At 25.2% G+C, this 24,256-nt stretch carries 30 protein-coding genes; 11 read left to right on the top strand and 19 right to left on the bottom strand.

The window, feature by feature from the left end:
• Positions 1–22 precede the first annotated feature (22 nt).
• The 5 genes from BN346_RS06805 to BN346_RS06785 form a co-directional block, all read right to left on the bottom strand.
• Entirely contained in the window at positions 23–469 is a 447-nt protein-coding gene (locus tag BN346_RS06805) for a GNAT family N-acetyltransferase (RefSeq protein ID WP_040327383.1), read from the bottom strand.
• Between the two features lie 126 nt (positions 470–595).
• Positions 596–1,549, bottom strand: a complete 954-nt coding sequence (locus BN346_RS06800) for a DUF4097 family beta strand repeat-containing protein (protein ID WP_051540135.1) — start codon at positions 1,547–1,549, stop codon at positions 596–598.
• Positions 1,550–1,766: 217 nt separating this feature from the next.
• Positions 1,767–3,056, bottom strand: coding sequence for an MFS transporter (locus BN346_RS06795; RefSeq protein ID WP_040327382.1), 1,290 nt, complete (start codon positions 3,054–3,056; stop codon positions 1,767–1,769).
• Between the two features lie 206 nt (positions 3,057–3,262).
• The gene (locus tag BN346_RS06790; RefSeq protein ID WP_040327381.1) at positions 3,263–4,033 is read right to left on the bottom strand and encodes a DUF2087 domain-containing protein; all 771 of its coding nucleotides are present in this window, start codon (positions 4,031–4,033) and stop codon (positions 3,263–3,265) included.
• Between the two features lie 211 nt (positions 4,034–4,244).
• Positions 4,245–5,588, bottom strand: a complete 1,344-nt coding sequence (locus BN346_RS06785) for an MATE family efflux transporter (protein WP_040327380.1) — start codon at positions 5,586–5,588, stop codon at positions 4,245–4,247.
• 125 nt (positions 5,589–5,713) lie between these two features.
• Here BN346_RS06785 and BN346_RS06780 point away from each other — a divergent pair, with 125 nt between their 5' ends.
• The 5 genes from BN346_RS06780 (at position 5,714) to BN346_RS06760 (ending at position 8,164) form a co-directional block, all read left to right on the top strand.
• Positions 5,714–6,607 carry a LysR family transcriptional regulator gene (locus BN346_RS06780; protein WP_040327379.1) on the top strand — a complete coding sequence of 298 codons (894 nt, stop codon included), beginning with the start codon at positions 5,714–5,716 and terminating at the stop codon, positions 6,605–6,607.
• Between the two features lie 404 nt (positions 6,608–7,011).
• Positions 7,012–7,218: a helix-turn-helix transcriptional regulator gene (locus BN346_RS06775; protein ID WP_040327378.1), complete on the top strand. Its 207-nt coding sequence runs from the start codon at positions 7,012–7,014 to the stop codon at positions 7,216–7,218.
• On the top strand, positions 7,219–7,680 hold the full coding sequence (locus BN346_RS06770) for a hypothetical protein (RefSeq protein WP_051540131.1): 462 nt from the start codon (positions 7,219–7,221) through the stop codon (positions 7,678–7,680).
• Positions 7,681–7,689: 9 nt separating this feature from the next.
• Positions 7,690–7,953, top strand: coding sequence for a hypothetical protein (locus BN346_RS06765; RefSeq protein WP_040327377.1), 264 nt, complete (start codon positions 7,690–7,692; stop codon positions 7,951–7,953).
• Positions 7,954–7,969: 16 nt separating this feature from the next.
• Entirely contained in the window at positions 7,970–8,164 is a 195-nt protein-coding gene (locus BN346_RS06760) for a hypothetical protein (protein ID WP_040327376.1), read from the top strand.
• A gap of 237 nt (positions 8,165–8,401) precedes the next feature.
• Here BN346_RS06760 and BN346_RS06755 read toward each other — a convergent pair whose 3' ends face one another.
• From BN346_RS06755 to BN346_RS06740, 5 genes are all read right to left on the bottom strand, one after another.
• Positions 8,402–9,190, bottom strand: coding sequence for an ABC transporter permease subunit (locus BN346_RS06755; protein WP_040327375.1), 789 nt, complete (start codon positions 9,188–9,190; stop codon positions 8,402–8,404).
• Complete coding sequence (locus tag BN346_RS06750) at positions 9,190–10,068, bottom strand: ABC transporter ATP-binding protein (protein WP_040327374.1); 879 nt, start codon at positions 10,066–10,068, stop codon at positions 9,190–9,192. The genes BN346_RS06755 and BN346_RS06750 overlap by 1 nt, the downstream gene beginning before the upstream one ends.
• Positions 10,061–10,183: a hypothetical protein gene (locus BN346_RS22205; protein WP_278245505.1), complete on the bottom strand. Its 123-nt coding sequence runs from the start codon at positions 10,181–10,183 to the stop codon at positions 10,061–10,063. Before BN346_RS22205 ends, BN346_RS06750 begins: the two co-directional genes overlap by 8 nt.
• 134 nt (positions 10,184–10,317) lie before the next feature.
• The gene (trxA, locus tag BN346_RS06745) at positions 10,318–10,635 is read right to left on the bottom strand and encodes a thioredoxin (protein ID WP_040327373.1); all 318 of its coding nucleotides are present in this window, start codon (positions 10,633–10,635) and stop codon (positions 10,318–10,320) included.
• Between the two features lie 48 nt (positions 10,636–10,683).
• A complete protein-coding gene (locus BN346_RS06740) occupies positions 10,684–10,986 on the bottom strand; it encodes a hypothetical protein (protein WP_040327372.1) in 303 nt (100 codons plus the stop codon).
• A 226-nt stretch (positions 10,987–11,212) separates the two neighbouring features.
• On the opposite strand from BN346_RS06740, the gene BN346_RS06735 reads away from it, so the two are divergent.
• Complete coding sequence (locus BN346_RS06735; RefSeq protein ID WP_040327371.1) at positions 11,213–11,530, top strand: iron-sulfur cluster biosynthesis family protein; 318 nt, start codon at positions 11,213–11,215, stop codon at positions 11,528–11,530.
• An 86-nt stretch (positions 11,531–11,616) separates the two neighbouring features.
• On the opposite strand, the gene BN346_RS06730 is transcribed toward BN346_RS06735, so the two are convergent.
• On the bottom strand, positions 11,617–11,940 hold the full coding sequence (locus BN346_RS06730; protein ID WP_040327370.1) for a thioredoxin family protein: 324 nt from the start codon (positions 11,938–11,940) through the stop codon (positions 11,617–11,619).
• Between the two features lie 328 nt (positions 11,941–12,268).
• Here BN346_RS06730 and BN346_RS06725 point away from each other — a divergent pair, with 328 nt between their 5' ends.
• Complete coding sequence (locus tag BN346_RS06725; RefSeq protein WP_040327369.1) at positions 12,269–12,583, top strand: hypothetical protein; 315 nt, start codon at positions 12,269–12,271, stop codon at positions 12,581–12,583.
• Positions 12,584–12,604: 21 nt separating this feature from the next.
• Positions 12,605–13,021, top strand: a complete 417-nt coding sequence (locus BN346_RS06720; protein ID WP_040327368.1) for a hypothetical protein — start codon at positions 12,605–12,607, stop codon at positions 13,019–13,021.
• Between the two features lie 162 nt (positions 13,022–13,183).
• Here the strand turns inward: BN346_RS06720 and BN346_RS06715 are convergent, their stop codons facing one another.
• From BN346_RS06715 to BN346_RS06700, 4 genes are all read right to left on the bottom strand, one after another.
• Positions 13,184–14,281: an acyltransferase family protein gene (locus BN346_RS06715; protein ID WP_051540129.1), complete on the bottom strand. Its 1,098-nt coding sequence runs from the start codon at positions 14,279–14,281 to the stop codon at positions 13,184–13,186.
• Positions 14,282–14,299: 18 nt separating this feature from the next.
• Positions 14,300–16,024 carry a methyl-accepting chemotaxis protein gene (locus BN346_RS06710; protein WP_040327367.1) on the bottom strand — a complete coding sequence of 575 codons (1,725 nt, stop codon included), beginning with the start codon at positions 16,022–16,024 and terminating at the stop codon, positions 14,300–14,302.
• A gap of 203 nt (positions 16,025–16,227) precedes the next feature.
• Entirely contained in the window at positions 16,228–16,419 is a 192-nt protein-coding gene (locus tag BN346_RS06705; protein ID WP_040327366.1) for a hypothetical protein, read from the bottom strand.
• 150 nt (positions 16,420–16,569) lie between these two features.
• On the bottom strand, positions 16,570–18,222 hold the full coding sequence (locus BN346_RS06700; RefSeq protein ID WP_040327365.1) for a GH3 auxin-responsive promoter family protein: 1,653 nt from the start codon (positions 18,220–18,222) through the stop codon (positions 16,570–16,572).
• 194 nt (positions 18,223–18,416) lie between these two features.
• Between BN346_RS06700 and BN346_RS06695 the strand changes: the two genes are divergently transcribed.
• A complete protein-coding gene (locus BN346_RS06695; protein ID WP_040327364.1) occupies positions 18,417–18,950 on the top strand; it encodes a biotin transporter BioY in 534 nt (177 codons plus the stop codon).
• The gene (locus BN346_RS06690) at positions 18,950–19,351 is read left to right on the top strand and encodes a DUF1284 domain-containing protein (RefSeq protein WP_040327363.1); all 402 of its coding nucleotides are present in this window, start codon (positions 18,950–18,952) and stop codon (positions 19,349–19,351) included. The genes BN346_RS06695 and BN346_RS06690 overlap by 1 nt, the downstream gene beginning before the upstream one ends.
• Positions 19,352–19,398: 47 nt before the next feature.
• On the opposite strand, the gene BN346_RS06685 is transcribed toward BN346_RS06690, so the two are convergent.
• Both BN346_RS06685 and BN346_RS06680 read right to left on the bottom strand, forming a co-directional pair.
• The gene (locus BN346_RS06685; RefSeq protein WP_040327362.1) at positions 19,399–19,863 is read right to left on the bottom strand and encodes a GNAT family N-acetyltransferase; all 465 of its coding nucleotides are present in this window, start codon (positions 19,861–19,863) and stop codon (positions 19,399–19,401) included.
• A 160-nt stretch (positions 19,864–20,023) separates the two neighbouring features.
• Positions 20,024–20,464, bottom strand: coding sequence for a hypothetical protein (locus BN346_RS06680; RefSeq protein WP_051540127.1), 441 nt, complete (start codon positions 20,462–20,464; stop codon positions 20,024–20,026).
• Positions 20,465–20,665: 201 nt separating this feature from the next.
• On the opposite strand from BN346_RS06680, the gene BN346_RS06675 reads away from it, so the two are divergent.
• Positions 20,666–23,044, top strand: coding sequence for a GxGYxYP domain-containing protein (locus BN346_RS06675; protein WP_040327360.1), 2,379 nt, complete (start codon positions 20,666–20,668; stop codon positions 23,042–23,044).
• 114 nt (positions 23,045–23,158) lie between these two features.
• Here BN346_RS06675 and BN346_RS06670 read toward each other — a convergent pair whose 3' ends face one another.
• On the bottom strand, positions 23,159–23,920 hold the full coding sequence (locus tag BN346_RS06670; protein WP_040327359.1) for an SDR family NAD(P)-dependent oxidoreductase: 762 nt from the start codon (positions 23,918–23,920) through the stop codon (positions 23,159–23,161).
• A gap of 180 nt (positions 23,921–24,100) precedes the next feature.
• Positions 24,101–24,232, bottom strand: a complete 132-nt coding sequence (locus tag BN346_RS22200) for a hypothetical protein (RefSeq protein WP_278245504.1) — start codon at positions 24,230–24,232, stop codon at positions 24,101–24,103.
• Between the last annotated feature and the right edge of the window lie 24 nt (positions 24,233–24,256).

The raw sequence follows: 24,256 nt of genomic DNA, 5'->3' as shown, positions 1-24,256 counted from the left end.
AACTTAACTATAGGTTAATTTTTTATTTTTCCATTATATAATTTATTAATTTTACACCATTTCTTTCAACAACTTGCTTTTTCATTACTCTATATCCTCGTTTTTCAAAGAATGGTTTTGCAGTTATAGATGCATGTGTTCTAATATGTTCTACAGAATATTGTTTTTTCAACATATTACAAATAGATGTTGCTATTCCAATCCCCTGATAATCCTTGTGAACATACAGCATATCAAGATACCCACTATCATCAACATTACCAAAACCAACTATCTTATCTTTCTCTTTTGCAACTAATGTATAGCTTTTTAAAAAGGATTTATTCCAACTATTAATATCAACACTTCCTGTAGCCCATACGTTTAATTGCTCCTTATCATAATCTTTTGCATTAATACAATGTACAGTATTATAAAATAACTCTGCAATTTCATTACAATCACTTGTTTTATATTCTCTTATTTCCATCTTGCTCTTCCTTTCAAGTAGTATTTATCTAATTATGTAGTATAATTTTAAAATTTTCTTATTATAATTAATAAAAAAAGCATTAACTGCTTATATAAAATCACAAGCTAATGCTTTCTATTTATACTAATTGTCTGTTTTACACTTTGTTATATTAATATCTCCTGACGTAGTATTAACTTTCAAATCAATAAATGGATCTTTTCCTGTTTTTATATAAGCTTCATTTCCTTTTTTATTTTTATAATCAAAATCAAAATTACTATAAATTTCTCCTGATGAACAATTACCTTCAAATTGGAAATTTATATTCTTATTCATTTTTACATTAACAGTTCCTGATGTAGTTTCAATTTCAGAGTAATTATCTAATTTATTATATATAACATCTACACATCCAGATGTTGATTCTATATTTCCTGATCCAAACAATGATTTTATTGATATGTTTCCTGAAGTTGTCTCAATTTCATGTTTACTACGAATTTCATCTATTTTTATATTTCCTGATGTTGCCTCTATTTTTACATCATTATTAGCTATTAATTTTTCTCCTGATATATTTCCTGATGTTGTTTCACAACTTACATTTTTTAGATTTGAAATTGAATCAAATGTTACATTTCCAGAATTAGCTTCTATAACTAAATCTTCTGAGTACTTTTCAGGTAAATAAACTTCTATAATTTCATATCTATTATTAAGAAAAATTTTATTTTTATAATTTTCTTTTCCTATTAATAGTTCATTATCTTTTTCATTCGCCTTAAATTTTTCTTTTTCTGATAAAGTCTTATTACACTTTTCTACAATCTTAATCTTGCTTTCTTTTGTTGGTATTACCTTAATATTTTCATTTGTAAATCTAATTATTATATTCTTATTTTTATCTATTTCATATTCTTCTTCCTTTTGAGTTTTAAGTTTTAGTAAAGCATTATCGTTAATTATTGAATTTAATGTTCTAGTCTTAGTACTATTATTATCAATTTTTACTGCATAAAATAAAATGAAACTTACAGCAATTATAGCTAAAGATATAAATTTTATAAATGAAAATATTTTTATATCTTTTCTCATTAAAACTCCTCCTAATTTTAATTTATAAATATCTAATTTGTAATTCAATTTCATATATAACATATTTTACCACAATTTTAACTTCTTTATATGCTAAACATATTAATATTTTAAAAATTATACTTATAATACTATAAATGTATCTATTGTATTTATGTAACTCTTGAAATACAAAATAGGAAAACTATATATAGTTCCCCTATTTATATTAATTAGATTATTCTAAATCCCATATATTAGAGTCATTTCTAAAAATCAAACAAGTGGCAACACCTAAAAATCCAAGTATTAAAAAGAACATTGCTGCACCAGAACCTTTTCCACTTCCAAATAGATATGTGAAAATTGAAATTGATGATTGCTTCTCCATAAATGGCTCAAATACAGTATCAACTAGTATACCACCTAAAGTATATCCTAATGGTATTGTGAAAAATTGTAATGCATTTCTTGCTGAGTATACACGACCTTGTATATTTATTGGAACATAATTTCTTAAAAGTACATCCATATTAGCATTCATAATGGGTATGCTAATCCATCCAAGTACTGCCCCAATGCACCAAACAGGAAGACTTTTACCAAAAGCTAAAAAAAAGTTTTCTGTACTCATAGATAATAGTAATGTGTTACATATAACTCGAACTCTACTCTTAGGTGCTGGAATTAGAGTTATAACTATACTCCCTATAAGCATTGCAATTCCAGAAAACATATTTACTATGCCATATGCAGTTTTTCCCCCTCCTTCTACTGAAAGTAGTAGAGCTGGAAGTGTTGCATTAAACATAGATGCAGTAAAATTAATTGCTGAAAGAAATAATATTAAGTCTAAAATTCCTCGATTCTTTCTTAAATATTGAATTCCTATTTTGGCTGCCTGTAAAATAGTTTCTTTTTTATCATCTATAAATGGTACTGAAGGAATTTTTATAAAAAATAACAATGTTAAAAATGCAATTGCAAAAGTTGTTAAATCAAAAAAAATCACTACGTCAATACTTGTCAATGATATTAATGCAGTTGCAATAATTGGTGCTAAAATACTATTCAATGAATTAGAGAATGTACGTATTCCACTTACTTTTTGATAATGTTGTTTTGGTGTTAAAAGACTTACGGCTACATCCGATGCAGGTTGTTGAAATGTGTTCATTAACCCATTTAAAGCATTAAGTATATACAAGTGCCAAATTTCTAAATTTTCCGTTTTTAAAAGAAATAATACAATTATTGTACAAAATGCCGCGAAAGTATCACTTACAAGCATAATACTTTTTTTACTCCACTTATCACTAATAGCACCAGCAAAAATGCTTATAAGCACATAAGGTGCATATGAAGAAACTGTTAATAGTGCTGTTGTTAATGCAGACCCTTTTTCCTCATAAGACCAAACAACTAATGCAAAATTAGTCATTGAACTGCCTAATGTGGAAAACGATTGAGTTAACCACAAAAGCAAAAAATTTTTAAGCTCATTAATTATTATTTTATAATTTTTCATTTTGACTTTGCTCCTTTTTATTTTATTAATTAATAATAAAAGCAAAGTCTCGATGGTCGAATTTTATTAACTTACTCTATGCAAAACGCCCTTTCTAGACTTTGCATAGAGCAAAAACAATGCACAATTTCATTTTTAAACTCTCCATTTTAACATTTATTTCCTAATTAGATAATACCACATATTTAATTTATTTTCTATTATAGTTACTCTTTTACCCAATAACTGCTACAATCATTAGAACGTTCAATAAACCCATATTCAACTAATGCTCTTCTAATTGTTGCATAATCTTCATATACTCGTTTTAAAATTCTATTTATTTCTTTTTCGGAATATTTTTTACCTTTTGAAAAATTCTTAACTATTTCAGTTAAAATTATAATTTTCTTCTTTTCTTTAGATGGAAATGTTTTTATTGCTCCAGTTTCATCAATGTAATTTTTAATAGTAGTTTCTCTTTCTTTATCTGTAATATTATATCTATCATCAATAGTAGTTGCTGTTTTATGTGCATCACATAACATCTCTTTATCTAATACAGTTAGATTTTTCTTTGCATTTGTTGATATTAATTCCATCATTGCTAAAAATAATCTTGCTTGCTTTTCCTTCTCACGTAACTTATAACGATGATTTCTTATTGTAGATTGTGCAACTCCTAATTTTATAGCTATTTCCTTATCACTTAATCCCATTGCCATTAGAAATAGTACTTCCCTTTGTACTTGTGATATACCTATAAATGTTGGGTTCATATTTAATAAATAATTTAATGTAGAACCATGCTTTTCAAGTATATGAATTTCCATAGCTTTTTTACAATCATAAAAATTAGAATTTATTTCATAGACTCTACCCTTTTCAAATTCTTCCTCACAAATTATGCATTTGTAGCAATCTTCTAGTTCAATATATCCTTTTTTTACTTCATCAACATTTGCCTCCCAAAATAATTCTTTATCATTTTCATTCATCTTATTCAACATCCCTTCATACTAATTTATATATTTATTATATGAGCAATTTTAAAATTTGTCTATAAATAAATAGACTTTTAATTATTTTGTTTGTGAATTAGTTTTCAATTTCAATATGCTATACAATAAAAAAACCTTTAAATTTACTTAATAAATTTAAAGGTTTTAAGTATTTACTAATTTTGTATAAGAAATTAATTAATTATCTCTATACACTAACATCTACTAACTGTTTATGCCAATGGCCTTTTTTGTAAAATATAACAGATAAAATAGTTCCAATTGCCCAACCAATTGGCCATGCATACCATATTCCAATAACTCCAAATTCCATTGATAAAACTTTTGCAAGTACAACTCTTAAAATTAAATCAGTAAAAGTTGCAAACATAAATAATTTCATTGCACCAGCGCCTCTTAATACTCCATCTGCAATTAATTTTGTAGATACTACAAAATAAAATGGTGAAACAATTTTTAAAAACTGAATACCAGTATCTATAGCATCTCCAGTACTTTGATTCATAAATATATGCACCATACTTCTTCCAAATATAAAATAAAGTATTACTATTGGTATGGAAATTACATATACCATTATAAGTCCACCACGGAAACCTTTTTTTATACGTTCCTGTTTATTTGCTCCTATATTTTGTGCCACAAAGTTTGACATTCCATTTCCAAGGGTTGAAAAAGATGTAATTACAAGATTATTAAGCTTTATAGATGCTGAATATCCAGCAATAACACTTGCTCCATAACTATTAATAATTCCTTGAATAATTATATTCCCAACTGAAATAAAACTTTGTTGAAGTATACTTGGAATAGCTATAGCTGAAATCTTTTTAAATATTTTTACAGAAAAAATCTTGCTCTTTTTCTCTGTATGTATTGTTGATAATCTTTTAAAAACTGTGACAAGTGCTAAAAGACAACTTACACCTTGACACAAAAATGTAGCCCATGCAACACCTGCAATACCCATATTAAAAGCTTTTACAAATAAGATATCTATAAACACATTTGCTGTAGATGATATTGCTAAAAATATAAATGGTGTTTTAGAATCCCCCATTGCTGAGAATATTCCTGTAGCTATATTATAGAAAAATAAGAATATAAGTCCACCTGTGTATATATTTAAGTAAAGCATTGAATCATCAAATATTTCACTTGGTGTATTAATTAAATGTAATAAAAAAGGACATAATAAAAATCCAAGTATCATTAAAGTTAAACATAAAACTCCACTTGAAATTAATGTAGTATTTACTGCAGTTTTTAATTCTGACCATTTTTTAGCACCAAATAATTGTGATACAATAACTGAACAACCAATATTGCAACCAAATGCAAATGCAATATAAATTAATGTTATTTCATATGAATTTCCTACTGCTGCAAGTGCATTTTCACCAACAAACTTTCCTGCTACAAGGCTATCTGCAATATTATATAACTGTTGAAATATAATACTTCCAAAGAGCGGAAGAGAAAATTTCCATAAAACCACTTCTGGTTTTCCAACGGTTAAATCCTTATTCATTTATAGTTCCCCCTAAAGTTATTTGTAATCCTATACATAATATAAGTATAAAATTTATTCAATATATTGTAAAATGATAATATAATATACTTATTATGAATTTTTTTCATGTCAGGAGGCTCACTATGATAAGTTATGATTATTACAAAGTTTTTTATTATGTTTGTAAATATAAAAATTTTACTAAAGCAGCAAATGTTTTATTAACAAGTCAATCTTCAGTTAGTCACACCATACATAATCTAGAACATCAGCTTGGTTGTAGACTTTTTACACGAAATAATCGTGGCATTGAATTAACACCCGAAGGTGAGCAACTATATGAATATGTAGCTATAGGATGTGAACAATTTCTTAAAGGTGAATCTGAACTTATTAATTCAATCAGTTTAGATGGTGGTATAGTATATTTAGGTACAACAGAAACTGCTCTTCACTGTTTTCTATTTGATGAATTAGATAAGTTTCATCTTAAATACCCAAATGTAAAGTTTAAAATTAATAATTTTTCAACAGATGAAGCTATAGATTCATTAAAAAACGGAGTTGTTGATATGGCTGTTACTGCAACTCCTTTTACTATATATCCTAATATGAATTATACAAACCTAAAAACTATTCAAGATATATTAATTGCAGGAAATACTTTCTGCCATCTTAAAGATAAATGTATTTCTTTAAAAGATTTAATAGATTATCCTATTATAAGTTTTTCTAATGGAACAAAATCAAGAGACTTTATGGAAGATGTATTTAGGCGTAATAAACTTTTATTATCTCCAAGTATTGAATCTGCTACATCAGATTTAATACTTCCAATGGTTAAACATAATTTAGGCCTTGGATTTATTCCAGAAGACATGGCCTTTGAATCAATAAAAAAAGGTGAAGTATTTCAGATTAATCTTAAAGAAATTCTTCCTAATCGATATATCAGTCTAATATACGATACACAACATCCTCATAGTTTAGCTTCAAAGGAATTCCAAAAGTTTCTTTTAAGACATAGTAATATTTAACATATAAACATTTGCTTAAAAATTTTCATTAAAAGTGACCATATCAAAAATGTAAGCACTTTTAATGAAAATTATATTATTAAAACAATTATAATATATACCTCCTTTTCTCATTACAATTTGAAATTCCAACAGTCTTATTGTGATTTTTTCATTCATTGTTCACCGTCAAATGTCAATAAAAAATATATATTAAAATTTAGAATTAAAATTATCAATTGAAAGAAAAAAATTTTCAATTGATAAATGTGTTGTTTAAATTTTCAACTTAGAACCCTATAATACCTCACTTTGCAATGTTAATTCAATATCCTATAAAATTAATATTGCAAAGTAAGCTTTACATTTTGTGCAAAGTATACTATACTTAAATTGTAAAGTTAACTTTACAAAGGAGGATTGCTTTGAAAACTAAAATTCAAGAATTACGAAAGAAAAATAAAATTTCGCAAGAAGAATTAGCACAGGCTGTTGGTGTTACAAGACAAACAATTACATCTATAGAACGTGAAAAATATACAGCTTCCCTTGTTTTAGCATATAAAATTTCTAAATATTTTAAACTTTCTATAGAAGAAGTATTTGATTTTTCAGATGTGGAGGAGATTTAAATGGATAGTTTTAAAAAATCAATTAAACTAAAGATGATATTATTAATAACTTTTAATATAATTGCATGCATTTTTATTGCATTTATAAATTATTATTCAACTAAACTTAACTTATTTGCAAATACAAGTAAAATAGCTAGTGGAAGAATACAAGGTTTTCAAACTGGTTTCTTTGTAGGACTAGAATTACTATTTGTACTTGGTATTATTAGATATAGAAAAGCTTTAAATAGCAATGATGAACTTAAAAAACTTTATATTGAAGAAAATGATGAAAGAAAAAAGCATATTTTAAGCAAAACTTCTTCAAGTAGCTCTACTGTTTCTTTAATTTTAATTGCTTTTCTTACTATAATTTCTGGATTTTTTAATGAAATAGTTTTTTATACCCTTGTTATGGTGTTGTTTCTTTTAAGTTTTATAAAAGTTGGATTTAAACTTTATTATTTGAAGAAATGTTAGGTGAACGACATGAAGAAGAATTTAAAAATTTTTTATATGATATTTATTATTATTTTGTTCATTATGCTTATATTTACTTTATTTGTAGATAAGTATCATGATTTAATGATGCCTATTGTTTTAATGATGATATCTATTAGTAATTTACTGAATATAAAAACTAATAAAGAATGCAATGAAGTTTTGAAAAACACAACTTTAGTTTGGTATATATCGCTAGTTATTGGAATATTTTTGTTTTCATACTGTATATTTGATATTTTTTTTATTTAATGGAGGTTATACTACTATGAAAAGTTCAAACAATTATATAAGGTTTGGTATATTATTTTATGCCATATTTTTACTATCAAACTGTTTTAATATACTTCCTGAATTTATAAAGGGATTTTTAGTAGGATTAGGTTCTTCATTGTTTATTGTTGGAATTTTTTCTAAAAATGATAAATGTAGAAATTATAAAATAGGACTATTTAAAAAATAAAGCTAAAATCATAGCCTTTAGTATAATAATTTTCATACTAGAGGTTATGGTTTTAGCTTTACAATCTTTCTTCTATATAATTAATCATTGTATCTATAACTAATTTATTATTTTTCCATAATTTCATCTACATTTTCAATGGTTTAAAATCCATAAGCAATTATTATAATTTCTACATGACCAAAAATAATAAATGAAGAAATAATCGTCATAATACACATTAAAGCTTTTTGTTATTTATGATTTTAAGTCTTTTCTTGTATACTTACTAAAAGCTATAGTTATCATTAAAAATGTAACAAATATTCCTAGAAATATAAGATTTAAATGTGGCTTACCACCACTTAATATATCAGCAGCATTTGCATAATAAAATGGAGTAAAATATTTTAATATTTCTGTATTAGGAATTATTCTTACAATCATATCTAAAAAATATAGTATTAAAGCAAAACCAATTCCTAATACTACACTTGTGTTTTTTTGAAAAGATGAAATAGCAAATGTAACTGCCCCAATTTCAAATTGCATAATAAGTTGTGTTAAATGATATGAAAAAAACTCTTTATATAAAATATCTTCTCCTATTATTTTAAAAGAGATTAATGAAATTACTATGCAAATAGCATTAAATATTAATATATTACATATAACAGCAATTCCTTTTTGAAGAACTACACTTTTTCTACTACATGGCAATGTAAAAAGAAATTCAGCTGTATGACCTTCTTCTTCTTTAGATAAAACACTTCCAGCAATTATAGCAGCAAATATTGAACCACAAATAGCAAAAACTGTTCCTATCTCTGTGCCATAAAAGCCCATTATTGTTCCAATATTAAGTTTATCAAGACCAAATGCATCTGAAAAACCTCCCATAGAAGAAAATTTATTAGCCATATCTGACATAGAATCTTTAAGCCCTGGAAACATGAGTATGAATGCTAAAATCATAATTGCAACTGACATTGACCAAATCATTAAGGTTTTTAATGACATTTTCATTTCATGTTTTAAAATAATCACTAATTAACACCTCCATCATAAAAATGCATAAATATCTCTTCCAGTGACGGTTCTTCAATTATAATATCCTTTATATTAATACCATTTAATGAATTAATTAGAATTGACATTTCTCCATTATATAAAAAACTTATACTTTCACTACTAACAGTAACATCATATATTTCATCTAATTTTTCAATATTATTTATACCATATATAGTAACTCTTCTTGATTTTGTTTTTGAAAGTGATTCTACAGTATCTACCTTAACAAGTTTTCCTTCTTTTATAATTGCAACTTTATTACAATATCTTTGAATTTCTCCAAGTACATGTGATGATAAAAATATTGTTGATCCCTCTTCATTTCTTTCCTTAATTAAATTAAAAAACTCTTGTTGCATAAGTGGATCAAGTCCAGATGTTGGCTCATCAAATATATATAATTCTGGTTTATGTTGCATTGCACAAATAATACTAACTTTTTTTCTATTTCCTAAAGATAGCTCACTTATCCTTTTCTTTTTATCTACTTTTAGTCTTTTGCATAATATTTCTGCCTCCATACTACAATCCTTTTTGTGGATGTCTGCTGCTAATTTTATAACATCGCAAACTTTCATATTAGGATAAAACATTGCCTCTGAGGGCATATATCCAATTCTTTTTAAAATATCAGTTAAATTGTTTTTATTATTTTTACCAAACACTTCAATTTCTCCACTTGTTGGTGATATAAGTCCTAAGATACTTCTAATAGTTGTTGATTTTCCTGCTCCATTAGGACCCATAAATCCAAATATATCTCCTTTTTCAACAAATAAATTTAAATCAATAACACCTCTTGAACTACCATAACTTTTAGTAAAGTTTTTAATATTAATTACTTTATTCATTATCTTTATCACCTTTCAAATTATTAATATTAACCTTTGATTTATATACATTTAACATAGAATTGAGAGTCTTTGTATCTCTTTTATCTATTACATATCTAAACCCTACTTTCATTCCTTTCTCCATTGATTGGACTAATTTAAACATAGCTTATTTAATATAAATAATCAACTACTTAAAACTAAGACACAAAAGAAGAATAGATTTAATCTATTCTTCTTAACAATAACTTTATTCAAGTATTAAAACTATAAATATGATTCTACCTTTTCTTTTAGGTTTTCTTTAGGTATAAAACCTATTAACCTATCCATTTCCTGTCCATTTTCAAATATTATTACTGTGGGTACTGTATTTACTTTAAATCTTCTTGCTAAAATTTCACTTTCATCTATGTCAACTTTTAAAAAGTCTGTTTTAAATTTCATTTCTTCTCCTAGTGAACTAAACACTGGTGATAGCATTTTACATGGACCACACCAAGTTGCAAAGAAATCAACTACAACTACGCCTTCTTTATTTTCTACTAAGTTTTCAAATTCATTTGTTTTTATTACTTTCGCCATTTTTAGTTTCTCCTTTTTATATCTTATATATAGTGTTGTAATCTAATATTAAAAATATATTTTATCTTTATTTTTATGACAATAATAAATTTTTTCATTAGTTTCTATACTTAAAGAATCATCATATACAATTACTTCATTTATACTCTCATCATTAACTTCACATACAGTGCTTTCTTTAGACTTACCAAAACTTAAATAGCCTATATCTTTTTTAGGTTCATATCTAAAGAATATATGTGCATCCTTAATATTAATTTCTTCATCTTTAATTTTATTTTTTATTATAACTTCTACATATTGATTTTTTACAACTATATCTTGTAGCTTATATGTCAACTTATTATTCATATATTTTACCCTCATTAATACGATTTTTACATCTTATTAAACCTTCCTTTTGTTTATGTTATTACTATATCAAAGTGATTTTTTATTCTCAATTAGGCACTTTTTTGTAACCACTATAAAATAATTAATTAATGTATTATTATAAAATAAGAAAGATATTTTCATTTTTTTATTAATAATACAAATAATATAAGAATTGAAATATAAATTTACGGAGGTCTTAAATATGATAATAAACATAACAGATTCTGCAAAATTAGTATTAAATAAATTATGTAGACAAGATTCAATTAATGAAAAAACATTTAGAGTTTATTTAAAAGAAATAGCTTGTAGTGGAGCTATTTTTTACATTACTTTAGATAAAGCTACTAAAGATGATTTAGTGTTTGATGTTGATGATTTTAAAATAATTATAAGTAAAGAACTTTGCTCTAAATTTACTGTTGTAAATATATATTACAATACTTCAGATAGTTTTGAAGACTTTAAAATTACTACAGACTTAGTTTGGAAAGATGAATATCACTATACTGGTCTATAAAACATAAAATGCTTTTATAAAAATAAGAACTTTAATTTATTATGAAATTAAAGTTCTTATTTTTTAAGTATATATTCGTAAAAAAATTAAAATAGCATATTGTAATATCGCTTTATTTTACTTTCAAGCTCTAATAAATCAACATTTCTACCAATACGTAATGTTTCTTTTCCATTTATATACAATAAAAATATTGGCAACGAAAAAACATTAAATTGAGCAGATAGTTCAATATTCTTTTCACCATCTATCTCTACATTTTCAATTTTAGGATAATATTTTAATATATTTTCAACTTTAGTCTTTATAACATCACATGCACCACAATCTTTACCACTAAAATAGACAACTGTCATGGTGTTATTATTTATTGTATCTAAAACATCTTGTTCATTATTAACATTTTTCATGTCTACCACACCTTCTTCTAAAATTATTACAATCAACTATTCTAATTATACTGTTTTATTACAATTTACATACACTATTAGAATAAATTTATACAAATTATTTTAATGATGTATTATTTTATATTTGTTTATGTAAAAATGTAATTTTACAAAGTTATACTGTTAAAATAAATTTTTATTAAATAATGCACTATAAACAGTTGTAAATCATATATTGTTTGTAGGGTTTCTATATTTAATTAAATTTATTTTACAATTTAAAATTACACTAAAAGTAAAGAAATCCTTTATATTATAAATTAATATAATAAACTAAGGAGGCTATAATATGTCAAGTTATTCAGGTGTTCCAATAATTCACAAAGTAGAAGGGAAAATAAGTGGTTCAGGTGAATTTAAAGGTGATGGATTTTCTGTTAAATATGTATCAACTGGAGTTTATATAGTTGAATTCGAACATCCTTTTTTTTATCAACCACCTGAAATAAAAATGACTATTTCTGACCAAGTTCAAGGTGCAACCACTAAAATAATTTCAAAAAATCTTAATTCATTTAAATATTTTACTATTCAAATGGAACCAACTAAAATGTATTTAAAAGATTTTGATGTTAATTTTTCAGCAGAAGGTATGATAGATTAATAAGGAGGTGTATTTATAAAAATGAAAACATCAGGAGTTATAAGACGTATTGATGATTTAGGTAGCATTATTCTACCAAAGGAGGTTTGTGCAATGTATGGATTAGAAAATGAAGTAAAAACAAGATTTATAGATGGATCTATAGCTGCTGACGGTTCAATTTTAGATGGAACTGGCTTTAAAGTTACTCATGAGGCAACTGGCGTTTATATAGTAAAGTTTGATACTCCTTTCTATTTTTCACCACCAACAATTCAAACTTTAGTAGTAGATAATCCTTTTTTTGAGCCTTATGGATATAAAGCAGAAGTAGTAGGTACTGTAACTACACGTCAATTTAAATTTTTCACTTATGAAATAAAGGACCATGATTTAATTATGAGAGATATACCACTTGAATATTTTTATGTATGGGGATATAAAAAGCCAAATGAATAATTATATTAGAATATTATTGACACTATAAACTTTTTTAGGATTGATTTTAATCCTATCACTCACACCCAAATTTAAGAAGTGAGTGATTTTTTTATATTTATCTGTGAATTATAAAAAGGATAATACACTAACATCATAGTGTATTACCCTTTCATTATAAATTTATGATAAAGCCATTTTTAGATTGCGCTTTTTTGTCTTATATTTTCCAATTGTAATACAAATTATATCGGTTGCAACAAAAACAGCTATAGATATACATAAAAGTTTTGCAGGCATACATGATAATTCTTCAATAATTAACATTAAGTATCTTAAAAGAATCCAATGGACACAATACATTAAATTACAATTTTTACTATACCTAGCCATAGCTTTTTGTATTATTTTAGGAAGATGTTTTGATGCAAAATAGCAAAGGCTTATCCAAAACAATGCAAATGTGCATAGAACAATATTCCCCATTATATCGTGATGATAATATTCTGTTTGATATAATTCACCAAAAGCTCCAAATTTAACATTATTTATATAAGAATAAATCCATAAAGGAATTGAAAGTGGAGCCGTTACCATAAATATATTTTTATAAAATAAATCCTTATTTGTACATCTTATAAGTAATTGTGCAAAGAAATATCCTAGTATGGGAAATGTAATCCAAGATAAAAATGGAAACCAGGCATAAGTATCTGTTCCCCAAATTAATCTAAAAAATCCATTAACAAATCCATTTTCAAAAGAAATTCCTCTTAAGAACATATTTAATGTAGCAAATACACACCAAAGCATAAAAAGTGTTATATTTTTAACATTGAGTTTCTTTATAACAGCAAAAAACATGAAAGCTATTCCTGCAAAAGGTAAAATATCATTACCCCACCATAAGGTCCATCCTGTTTGAATATAGCTCATATCACCACTAACTTTTGCTAATATAGTATATGGAATAAAATCTCTAATGAAATTTAAAATATATCCTAATAAAAATAGCCATATACCTCTCTTAAACAATGTTTTTGCATCACTTTTCTTTGAGTATATTATTCCAGCTCCAAGCAACATCATAAATATTGGAGCAGCTGGTGGACTACCAATAAATTCAATAATTCTATTGTAACTACCTAATTCTACTTTTGGAGCTAAAAAAACTTCATTTGTATGAACAAGTATCATAAATATAATAGCTAATCCCTTAGCTAAATCTAATTCATTTTGACGACCTAAATTAATTTTATCTTTTGTAAAAAGTTTTTCCAAATTTACATACCTTCTATTCTATATTTTTAAATCTTTAACTAATTCCTGTAAGTTATTACTTCTTGTTTTTGTATTTTGAATTTGAGTGAAAATATCTTCAGATTTATCATTGATATTACTTATGTTTTTACTAATACCAGTAACTTCTTCCGCTGTTGTATTAGTAACTAAAACTACATCATCTATTGATTTTCCTATAGATGTAACTGTTTCATTCAATTCATTTGTTGATTCAAAGAAATTATTAAATAATCCTGTCATTGTACCAGAATCATCTACATATTGATTTCCTGTTTCTAAAAACATTTCATAATCTTTAAGAACTTTTGTATCTAAGAAATTAAGAACTTTTTTTGAGTCATCAACTAGTTTCTCAACAGAATCAACAGCCAAAATAGCCTTTTCTTCAATTAATGAACTTACCTTTTTTGACTCTTCTGCAAGTTTCCTTACTTCATCTGCAACAACAGAAAATCCTTTTCCATTTTCTCCTGCTCTAGCTGCTTCGATAGATGCATTTAATGCAAGTAAATTTGTTTGTTCACTAATTTCTACAATCATATCAGTACATTCCATTATTACTTTTATATCATTAGCTTTTTGCATAGATGATCTTAAATTACTTTGAACTTCTGAGTATATTTTATCAACATTTTCCTTAGAATTAGTTACTGTGTTACTTAAATCTCTAGAATTTTTAGTTATACAATCACTTTTATTTACTCCACTAGCTGCATCTTCTTCAATTTCCTTAATAACATTATTAACAATTGATGAGTCTGATTGCATTTGTTCTACTGATGCAGTTGTTTCTTCCATAGCTTCAGAAACATTTTGTGATACTGTTGCTATTTCATTAACTTCCTTAGTCAGATTATAAATATTATCATAAGTTTCTTCGATAGATTGATTAATCATATTACTTTCATCTTTTATGTTTAATACAATATTTTTTATACTTTCCCTAGTATGTTCTATAGCTGATGCTATAAGACCAATCTCATCTTTTTTCTTTAAAAAGTTTTCATTAACTTTTACTGAAAAATCACCTTTTGACATTAATGTAAGGTTATTTTTTAGTTCATTTATAGGCTTTGTTATAAATTTTATAATAAATGCATATGCACCAAGTGCTACTATAAGACAAACTAACCCTAAAATTGCTTGAACTTTAACTAGTATTTTAAATGCTCTAGCTGAAACCTCTTTTTGAGGAATATCTGCCGCCAATGCTCCTAACACTTTTCCATTATCATCTTTAATTGGAACAAAGCATGACATGTATTTTCCCCATTCTTCATTATTCATTACTTTTGTGTAAGATTCTTTTCCATCTAAGGCCTTTTTCATCTCATCTACAACATCATTAGGATCCATAACTAATCCTAAAGTATCAAGTGTACCATCAGCGAAAGAATTAGCAACTACACCATACTCTATACCATTTTCCTGATTTTCATTATATGTATATAAGTACATTAAGTTATTTTCATTTACAATGTCAGTTAATTGCCCTTCAAGTCTAACATAATATTCATCTTCTATACTTTTTGACTTTGTAACTTCCTGTAATTTATTTTTATCAATCATAGTCACTATTGATCTAAGTGTTTTAGTCCCTTCTTCTGCACTCATATTAACAGCTTCTTGGCTTATAACTCCCCATCCACAAATGGATGAAAATATAAACAATACAATAAACAATATAATGATGTTTATAAATGCTTTTTTTCTTATGTCCATATTTACGTCTCCTTTTCTTTAAAATCACTTTCTATTTTCGTGGAAATTTATAAGAACTTTATATATTTATTTGAAAAGTAGTATTTTTATTGGAAATTATGTAATATTAAGTCGTAATTAAATAATTTCATCGTATTAATTGTTAAAAATAAAAGAATTATGTAGTAAATTCATCTTATTTACTACATAATTCTTTCTACACTCTACTCTTCATATAATTTTTCATCTAATATTTTATTTAATTTATTTTCAAGTCTCCATAATTTTTTTTGCTTTTTATTGTAAGCAACCATATTATTCTTATTATTTTTATGCATATCAATTAATCTAATATATTCTTTGTCCGCAATTTTAACTGCATCTTTAATTACTAATAATTCTTCCTTAGTAAACATTGTATATCCTCCTAATACTCTAAAACTTAATATATCAATTTTAAAATTGACTTAATAATTATATCATAAAATCCTACATTTTTTTAATAATTTAAAAGCAAAGCAATATTTATTATATATACACATGTTGTTGTAACTAGAAAATACCACCTATATATTTTCAATAAATTTTATCATTTCTTCTTTATTAATTACTCTAGGAATTTTTAATTGATATTTAGAAGTTCCTTTACTTATCATATATAATTTTATTTTTTCAAAACTTTTTGTAGACAATAAAATAACTTTTGGCTTATTTAGCTTATTATAATCTCTAAATCTCTCATAAGCTTTATTGCTAAGTTTTAATTCGCTATCTAATTTATTTTCTATAATTAACTTTGAACATTTATTAACTTTTAATTCAATATAAAATATATATCGCCCCGGTGTTCTAGAATTATCTGGTCTTGTAGTATAATCAATCATTTCTAAATTAAGTTTTTTCATAGTGTTATTTATAGCCACATTTATGTGTTCTTCTGTAGTTTTTTCTGATACCATATTTAAACATTGATTTTTTCTATAGAGAAATTCTACCTCTGGAGAATTATTATAAAATCCAACAACCTTAACAATATCACCCATTCTATATCTATAAAGACCTGCCTTATTAGTTATAACAATTTCATATTCTTCCCCAATTGATAGTTCACTTAACATATACGTTTTTATATTATCTCTATCCATATCTTTAACTTTTATAAATTCAAAAAAAGCACTATCTGGTATTATTACATAATTGGGTTTAATAAAACAAAGATTTATTCCAATGGTACATTCTGATGCAGCATAGGCACTTGAGTATATAGGTACATTTTCAATATAGTATTTAACTTTATCATCATAAATTTTAAAAGGCCCTCCTGTAACAGTAGTTATTACCATAAGATGATTCCATACTCGTCTTGCTATACCCTTAAATCCTTTACTTCCTTCTATTCTAAGCTTATTTGCCCTTATTTTCATAGGTATCAAATAAGAGTTTAGTTTTTTTCTCACAGCTTCATCTATATTTAAATTTTCATTAACTTTTCCATTACCAATATCATAAATTAATATGTTCCAATTTTCTTCCATAACTCTAAAAAAATCTAATATGCTTGAAATAAATGTTGCACCAATATAGGTTAAATCCTTATTAGCTAATGCAAAAAGTATATGCAAATATAATGCAGTTTCTTTATCTTCAAGTTCTAAAACTTCCATAGGTGTTGTCCATATTAATGGAATAATATTTTTAATAGATTTCATTCCACCTGATGTAGCTGCTCCTATTGGAATTCCATTTTCACTTTTGCTTTTAACTACCATATCACTTAACATTACACCTTTTCCATAATACCACTTACTTTTTAAATTATTAAATATTACCACTTCAGTTAGTGCACCCATATAATTTTTTGCACATTTTCTACTATTTTTTGTCACTGGAATAAATTTTTGATTTCCAGTAGTTCCAGAAGTACGACTAAAATAAGCTATATCATCTTTAGTCAGAATATTTTTTTTACCACAATATATTTTATCTATATAACATTTGAAATCCATATAAGTGTTTAATGGTACATTATTTATAAAATCTTCAACATTATGAATTTTACTGTAATTATATTTCTTTCCATATTCCGTGTTTTTATTATAGTTTATTATTTTATATAATACATTATTATTTACTTCTTGTGCATTAAGTGTATCATTATTAAGCTTATTTAATATATGATTTCCCTTCTTTAAAATAGCATTTATTACTGTCTTATTCATACTTTATCTCACCTTTTAATTAAGTTTATTTTTATAATATTCAATTCTTTTAATACAAGTGACGTATAAAAACAATAATTTTATCCATAAATTGCTATTTAAACTTGACATATATAATAATAAATATTAAATTATATATGTAAACCTTGTTGATTTTCTGAGTTTACTATTGTTAATTTAAAAGGAGTTTTTATATGAAGACTAAAGATTTAATAATTTGCTCATTATTTGCTGCAATAACTGCAATACTTGCTCAAATTTCTATACCATTTCCAGGAGGTGTTCCACTTACAATGCAAACATTAGCAATTTCCTTAACAGGAATACTTTTAGGTGCAAAAAGAAGCTTTATATCCCAATGCATATATATGCTTTTAGGGGCTATAGGTCTTCCAGTATTCGCATCTTTTGCAGGTGGACTACAAATTATTTTAGGACCAACTGGTGGGTTTATATTATCATTCCCATTAATGGCTTTCATAATTGGATTTATATGTGAAAAAACTAATAATAAGTTTATATTATTTTTAGCTATGATTTTAGGTTCTATTGCAAACTATGCTATAGGTACACTCCAATTTTCATTTATAACTAGTTCTACTCTTGGAAAATCTTTTATGTTATGTGTAGTTCCATTTATATTTACAGGAGTGCTAAAATCAATTTTAGCAACTTTGATTGGTGCAAAACTTAGGGAAAATAAATCTATAAGAGGAGTATTAAGCTAATGAAATTAAGACCACATCATTTAATGTGTACCCAAGGATATGGTGGCAAAGGATATGATAAATCATTTGTAGAAAATATGAATTATATTACTAATGTAATAAAAAATGATAAAAATGCAATAATAGAATTAGTATTTTCTACTGATGACATTTGTAAAAGTTGCCCCAATATGAAGGGATTAAATTTATGCAATACTAATAATAAAGTTAAATCTATAGATAATAAAGTTATAAAATATTTTAACTTAGAAGAAAAAAAGTATAATTATCATGAAATAGTAAATTTTATTAAAGAAAATATTACAGAAGAAATCATGGATGATATCTGCTCTCTTTGTGAATGGTATTCTATAAGTAACTGTAAAAATGTAATGTGTAATAAGAATAAAGATAAAAAATAGAACATCTTATGTGTTAGATGTTCTATTTTAATGTAACCATTTATTATTTATGATTTTATCATTGTTAAAAATTCTGCTTTTCCTTGAGGTGTTTTAATGCTTTTTACATCTAATTCTTTAAATCCAAATTTTTTATAAACATGTATTGCTCTAATATTAAAACTTCTAACCATTAATTTAATAGGTTTGTTATTACAATAAATTTTAGCATAATCAAGTATTATAGGCATAATACTTTTACTATGTCCTTTTCCACAGTAATTAGGTTTTAACCCTATTCCAAATGTAAATTCATTTTCTTTTTCAACCAATCTAAAGTAACCAATTAATTTATCATCATTATATAAAGATTTAAACTCTCTATTTCTAGTTGATTCATCAGTAAATCCAAAACCTAATTCTTTAGCAATTTTAAATGTAGGTAAATTATAAATTGAATATTCATTGTCATATCTCCAATTGCAAATCTCCTTTGCATCTTTTTCTGAAAATTCCCTAATCGAAAATTCCATGATACCCCTCCTTTTTACAGGATTAAAATACCATTCATTATATTTTACGTCAACACTATATATGTGTTTAGTTAAATTTATAAGTACGTTATTTCATACTTTCTTAATAAATAAAATTCATAAATTTACAACAAATTAAACGTATTATTATTATACATACCTATATACCAAATATAGGTTGATCTTTTTCTCTTAAATAAATCTCTTCAATTGCTGATAATGAGTATGAATTTGCTACAATTCCTAATAAATTTGCCATATTAATTTTTCTATTAGGATCTAGTGAGTACTTATAGTCTCCATTATTAGATCTTTCAAGTAACATATCATATTTAGTAAATCCAATTTGTGTAAAAACAATTCTTGTAAACATGAAAATATAGGCTGCTTGCAATGCTGGTATATCTGGATTATGAACATTTTTAGCATTGGAATCATATTGTGCATAAACTAAGTCTATACTTTCTAGTGTAGAAATATATGAAAGAATATCTGCATATATAGCTAGTAATCCCATATTTTTTTGAATATTTAATAATTCTAGACTTTTTAAATCAAAATCACTTAAATTAATGTTTTTATTAGAATTATTATGTTGCACATAATCATCTCCCATATTATTTCTATAATATATAATATAAATTTTCCCTTATATTGGTGCAAATTTGTAATATAAGTTATTGTGCTATTAAATTTAGAATGTTAACTTCTTTACTAATATGAATAAATCTAATTATTTTAAGAAAAGCTAATGTAAGATTATTTCTAATTTACTTTAAATATTATATTGGAGGTTTTATAATTGAAAAACTTTTTTAAAAATTTATTAATATTAGCTATTATTATAATTTTTTCCTTCGCACCTATAAATTCATATTGCAAAGATGTTCCTAATTTAATATTAAAAGAAAATTCTTCTAATAATTCTTTGGCCCCACACCATTTTAGAACAACTCTAAACACAAACTTAATAAGTAATAAATCTTTAAATTTATCTGGATTAGATAATTTAAACATCTCTGGTAGTGGACAATTTTCTGAAAATGGACTTTCATTAATTCAATCATCAATAAAAAAAGATGTACCAGTAACTGTAATTGATCTAAGGCAAGAATCTCACGGATTTGTAAATGGTATTGCTGTAAGTTGGGAAAATACTACTAATAACTCTAATATCAATTTAAAAACTATAGATATTTTAGATGATGAAAACGAAAAATTAAATTCTCTAGCTATAAATAAACCTACAACATTTAATAATACTAAAAATACAGTTGTTGTAAATAATGTACAAAATGAAAACACCCTTACTAATTCTAAAAATATTAATTATGTTCGTATTCCTGTCACTGATGGTAAGTTACCTTCCGAAGATATGGTTAATTATTTTATTAATATTATTAAAAATAGTCCTGAAAATACCTGGTTTCATTTTCATTGTAAAGAAGGAATTGGTAGAACTACAACGTTTATGATAATGTATGATATAATGCAAAATTCTAATACTATTTCTTTAAAAGACATAATTGACAGACAAATTTTTTTATCTAATATGACACCTAAAAGTTCCGCATCATTTTATTCTGGCCCTAGATATGAATTTCTAAATAGCTTTTATAATAAATATAAAAACGATGACTATGGGTTATCATGCAGTGTATTTAATACTAACATAGAATATGATTCATATATAAAAAATACAATAATTCCTAAATATTTATATGTAATATCTGAAAATGATATGTCTAAAGCTGAACAAACTATGATTGCTACATTACAAGGGCTTATTTCTAACAAATCTTCAAGTCAAATTTATATTCTTACTTCTAATGAACCTGACTACAAGCTTTGGCTTAAAGATTTAAAAGATAGTTATAGTGTTAAAATTAAATATGTAAAAGACCCCTGGAAATTACTAAATAATTTTAGTTCATATATTGATGGTTACATTCTATATAGCAATTTTAGACTCCCTTCTATTAATAATGCTTGTTCTCTTGCTTCATTAAAAGATTCTATAGCAATAGATGAATCTTTAGAAAATAAAGTTAAAAGTTATGGTATAACTAAATTAACTTATGATTGCAGAAACACTGATAAATATTGGGCATATAAAAACCTTTGGAATTCAGGACTAAATCATTCTACTGTCATTGAATTATCACCCTATCAATCAATACCCTTACGAGATTATGCAATAATGTCAAAATCACTTATATTCTATGAAAATGATATTAATGATACTACTCTAAGAGAATCTATATTTAAAAATATGGATTCAACTGCTCGTTGCCTAGGATGGGGACCTGATGAACATAAAAATGTTAGTATCTCATCTAAATTTGGTGTAGATATGATTGCAGCAGACTGGTCATACAATTTATCTGTATTAAGTTCATATCCAACAAAACAATATTCTAAATTTGATACTAAGACTTCCTTAGATAATAATGATGGTTATCATTATGTAACATTTATTATGTCTGATGGCGATAATCAACAGTGGTTACTTGGAAGCAATTATAGTTCTAAAAATTGGTATGGCTCAAATTACAGAAAAGATTTACCTCTAGGTTGGTCTATAAGTCCTTCAATTTACTATTTAGCACCAACAGTATTTGATAAATATTATAAAGATTTTAATAATCAAAGTTTTTTGGTTCCTCCATCTGGTAATGGATATATGTATCCTAGTAAATTTCCCAATGATAAATTAACAGAGTATACTAGTTCCTTAAATCAGTATATGGAATATACTAATCAAAATTATGTTTTAATTCTTGATGATAAAGCTTTTTATAATAAAGATTTATGGGATAAATATACTTCTAATGAAAATATAGATGGTCTCTTGTATTTAGAATATGATAAAAATAACTCTTATAATGGTGAAATACTTTGGTCAAATAAAAAACCTATAGTATCCTGTAGAGATTTGCTTTGGGAAGGTTTAGAAGACGAAACTCAATTAATTAATAATATTACTGAGCGTGTTAAATTAGGTTACACAGATGTTAAAAATCCCAATTCCTATACATTTGTTTACGTTCATGCGTGGAGTAATACACTAGATAATGTTAACGATGTTATTGAAAAACTTAGAAAAAATCCTAGTGTAAAAGTAGTGTTGCCTAATAAATTTATGCAATTAATAAAAAATAATGTCTCACCTAAAATTTAACACATGAAAATACATATGTTGAAAATTTAATAAAAACTAAAAGACTATTGATAAACTAAAATTCATCAATAGTCCTCTTAAATTTATTATATTTTAATAAAAAATAAATCCATACTAACCAACTATTCCACCATCTACAGAAAGAATAGCTCCACTTATATAGGATGCTAAATCTGATGCTAAGAATAAAAATGCATTTGCAATATCTTCTGGAGTTCCTAATCTATTTAATGGAATATTCTGAGCCATTTTATTTATTATATTAGGATCCAATGCCTTAACCATATCTGTTTCTATTATTCCAGGTGCTATAGCATTAACTCTTATTCCATCTTTTCCAAGTTCCCTTGCTAGTGACTTAGTAAGTCCATTTACTGCAAATTTTGAAGTTGGATATCCACATCCAGATTTTTGTCCATATATACTAACCATAGAACTTGTATTTAATATTACACCTTTTTTATTTTCTTTCATTATTTCAGCCACTACTTTAGAACAATTAAAAACTCCTTGCACATTAATATCCATAATTTTAGCAAAATGATCATCATCATATTCATAAATTGATTTACTATCACTTATACCTGCATTATTTATTAATACATCTATAGTTCCCCATTTTTGTAACACTTTCTTTGTCATGTCTTTAACTTCATTTATGTTTGATAAATCTGGAGAAAAACCAATAACATCAAATTTTATATCTATTTTATTCAACTCATTCAATGCTTTTTGAACAGTTTCTTGTTTAGATCCACACAAAGCTACTTTAGCCCCATGATTTAAAAATAATTTTACTGTTTCAAATCCTATACCTCTTGTGCCACCTGTAACTATAACTACTTTTCCTTCTATACTTTGTGATAAAATATTCATACCTTTTTCTCCTTTCATTTGCAATTTATATATTTATAATATTACATTAAATATATATTTTATACCAATTAACATTTTTTGAATTTTTTAAATTAATTAAAAAGTAAGAGTGAAAAGTGAATAGTTATGGTGAATATTACTCGCTTCGCTTTTAATATTTAAAATAGAAATATATAAAAACTACATTTTTATATTGTTTTCAACTAATTTGCTCTGCAAATTTAATAAAAAATCTTTCTTTAAAATTGGAAATCCAATTTTTACATTCACTTTCCATTTTCCATTTTCAATTAAATTAATTAGAACTCTCAATTGAAACATAAATAACTTAAAGTT

Origin of the sequence: Clostridium ihumii AP5, assembly GCF_000612845.1 — a bacterium.
Taxonomy (GTDB): domain Bacteria; phylum Bacillota; class Clostridia; order Clostridiales; family Clostridiaceae; genus Clostridium_J; species Clostridium_J ihumii.
Note: the sequence above shows the minus strand (reverse complement) of the source record. Positions and strands in the feature narration are given on the sequence as shown.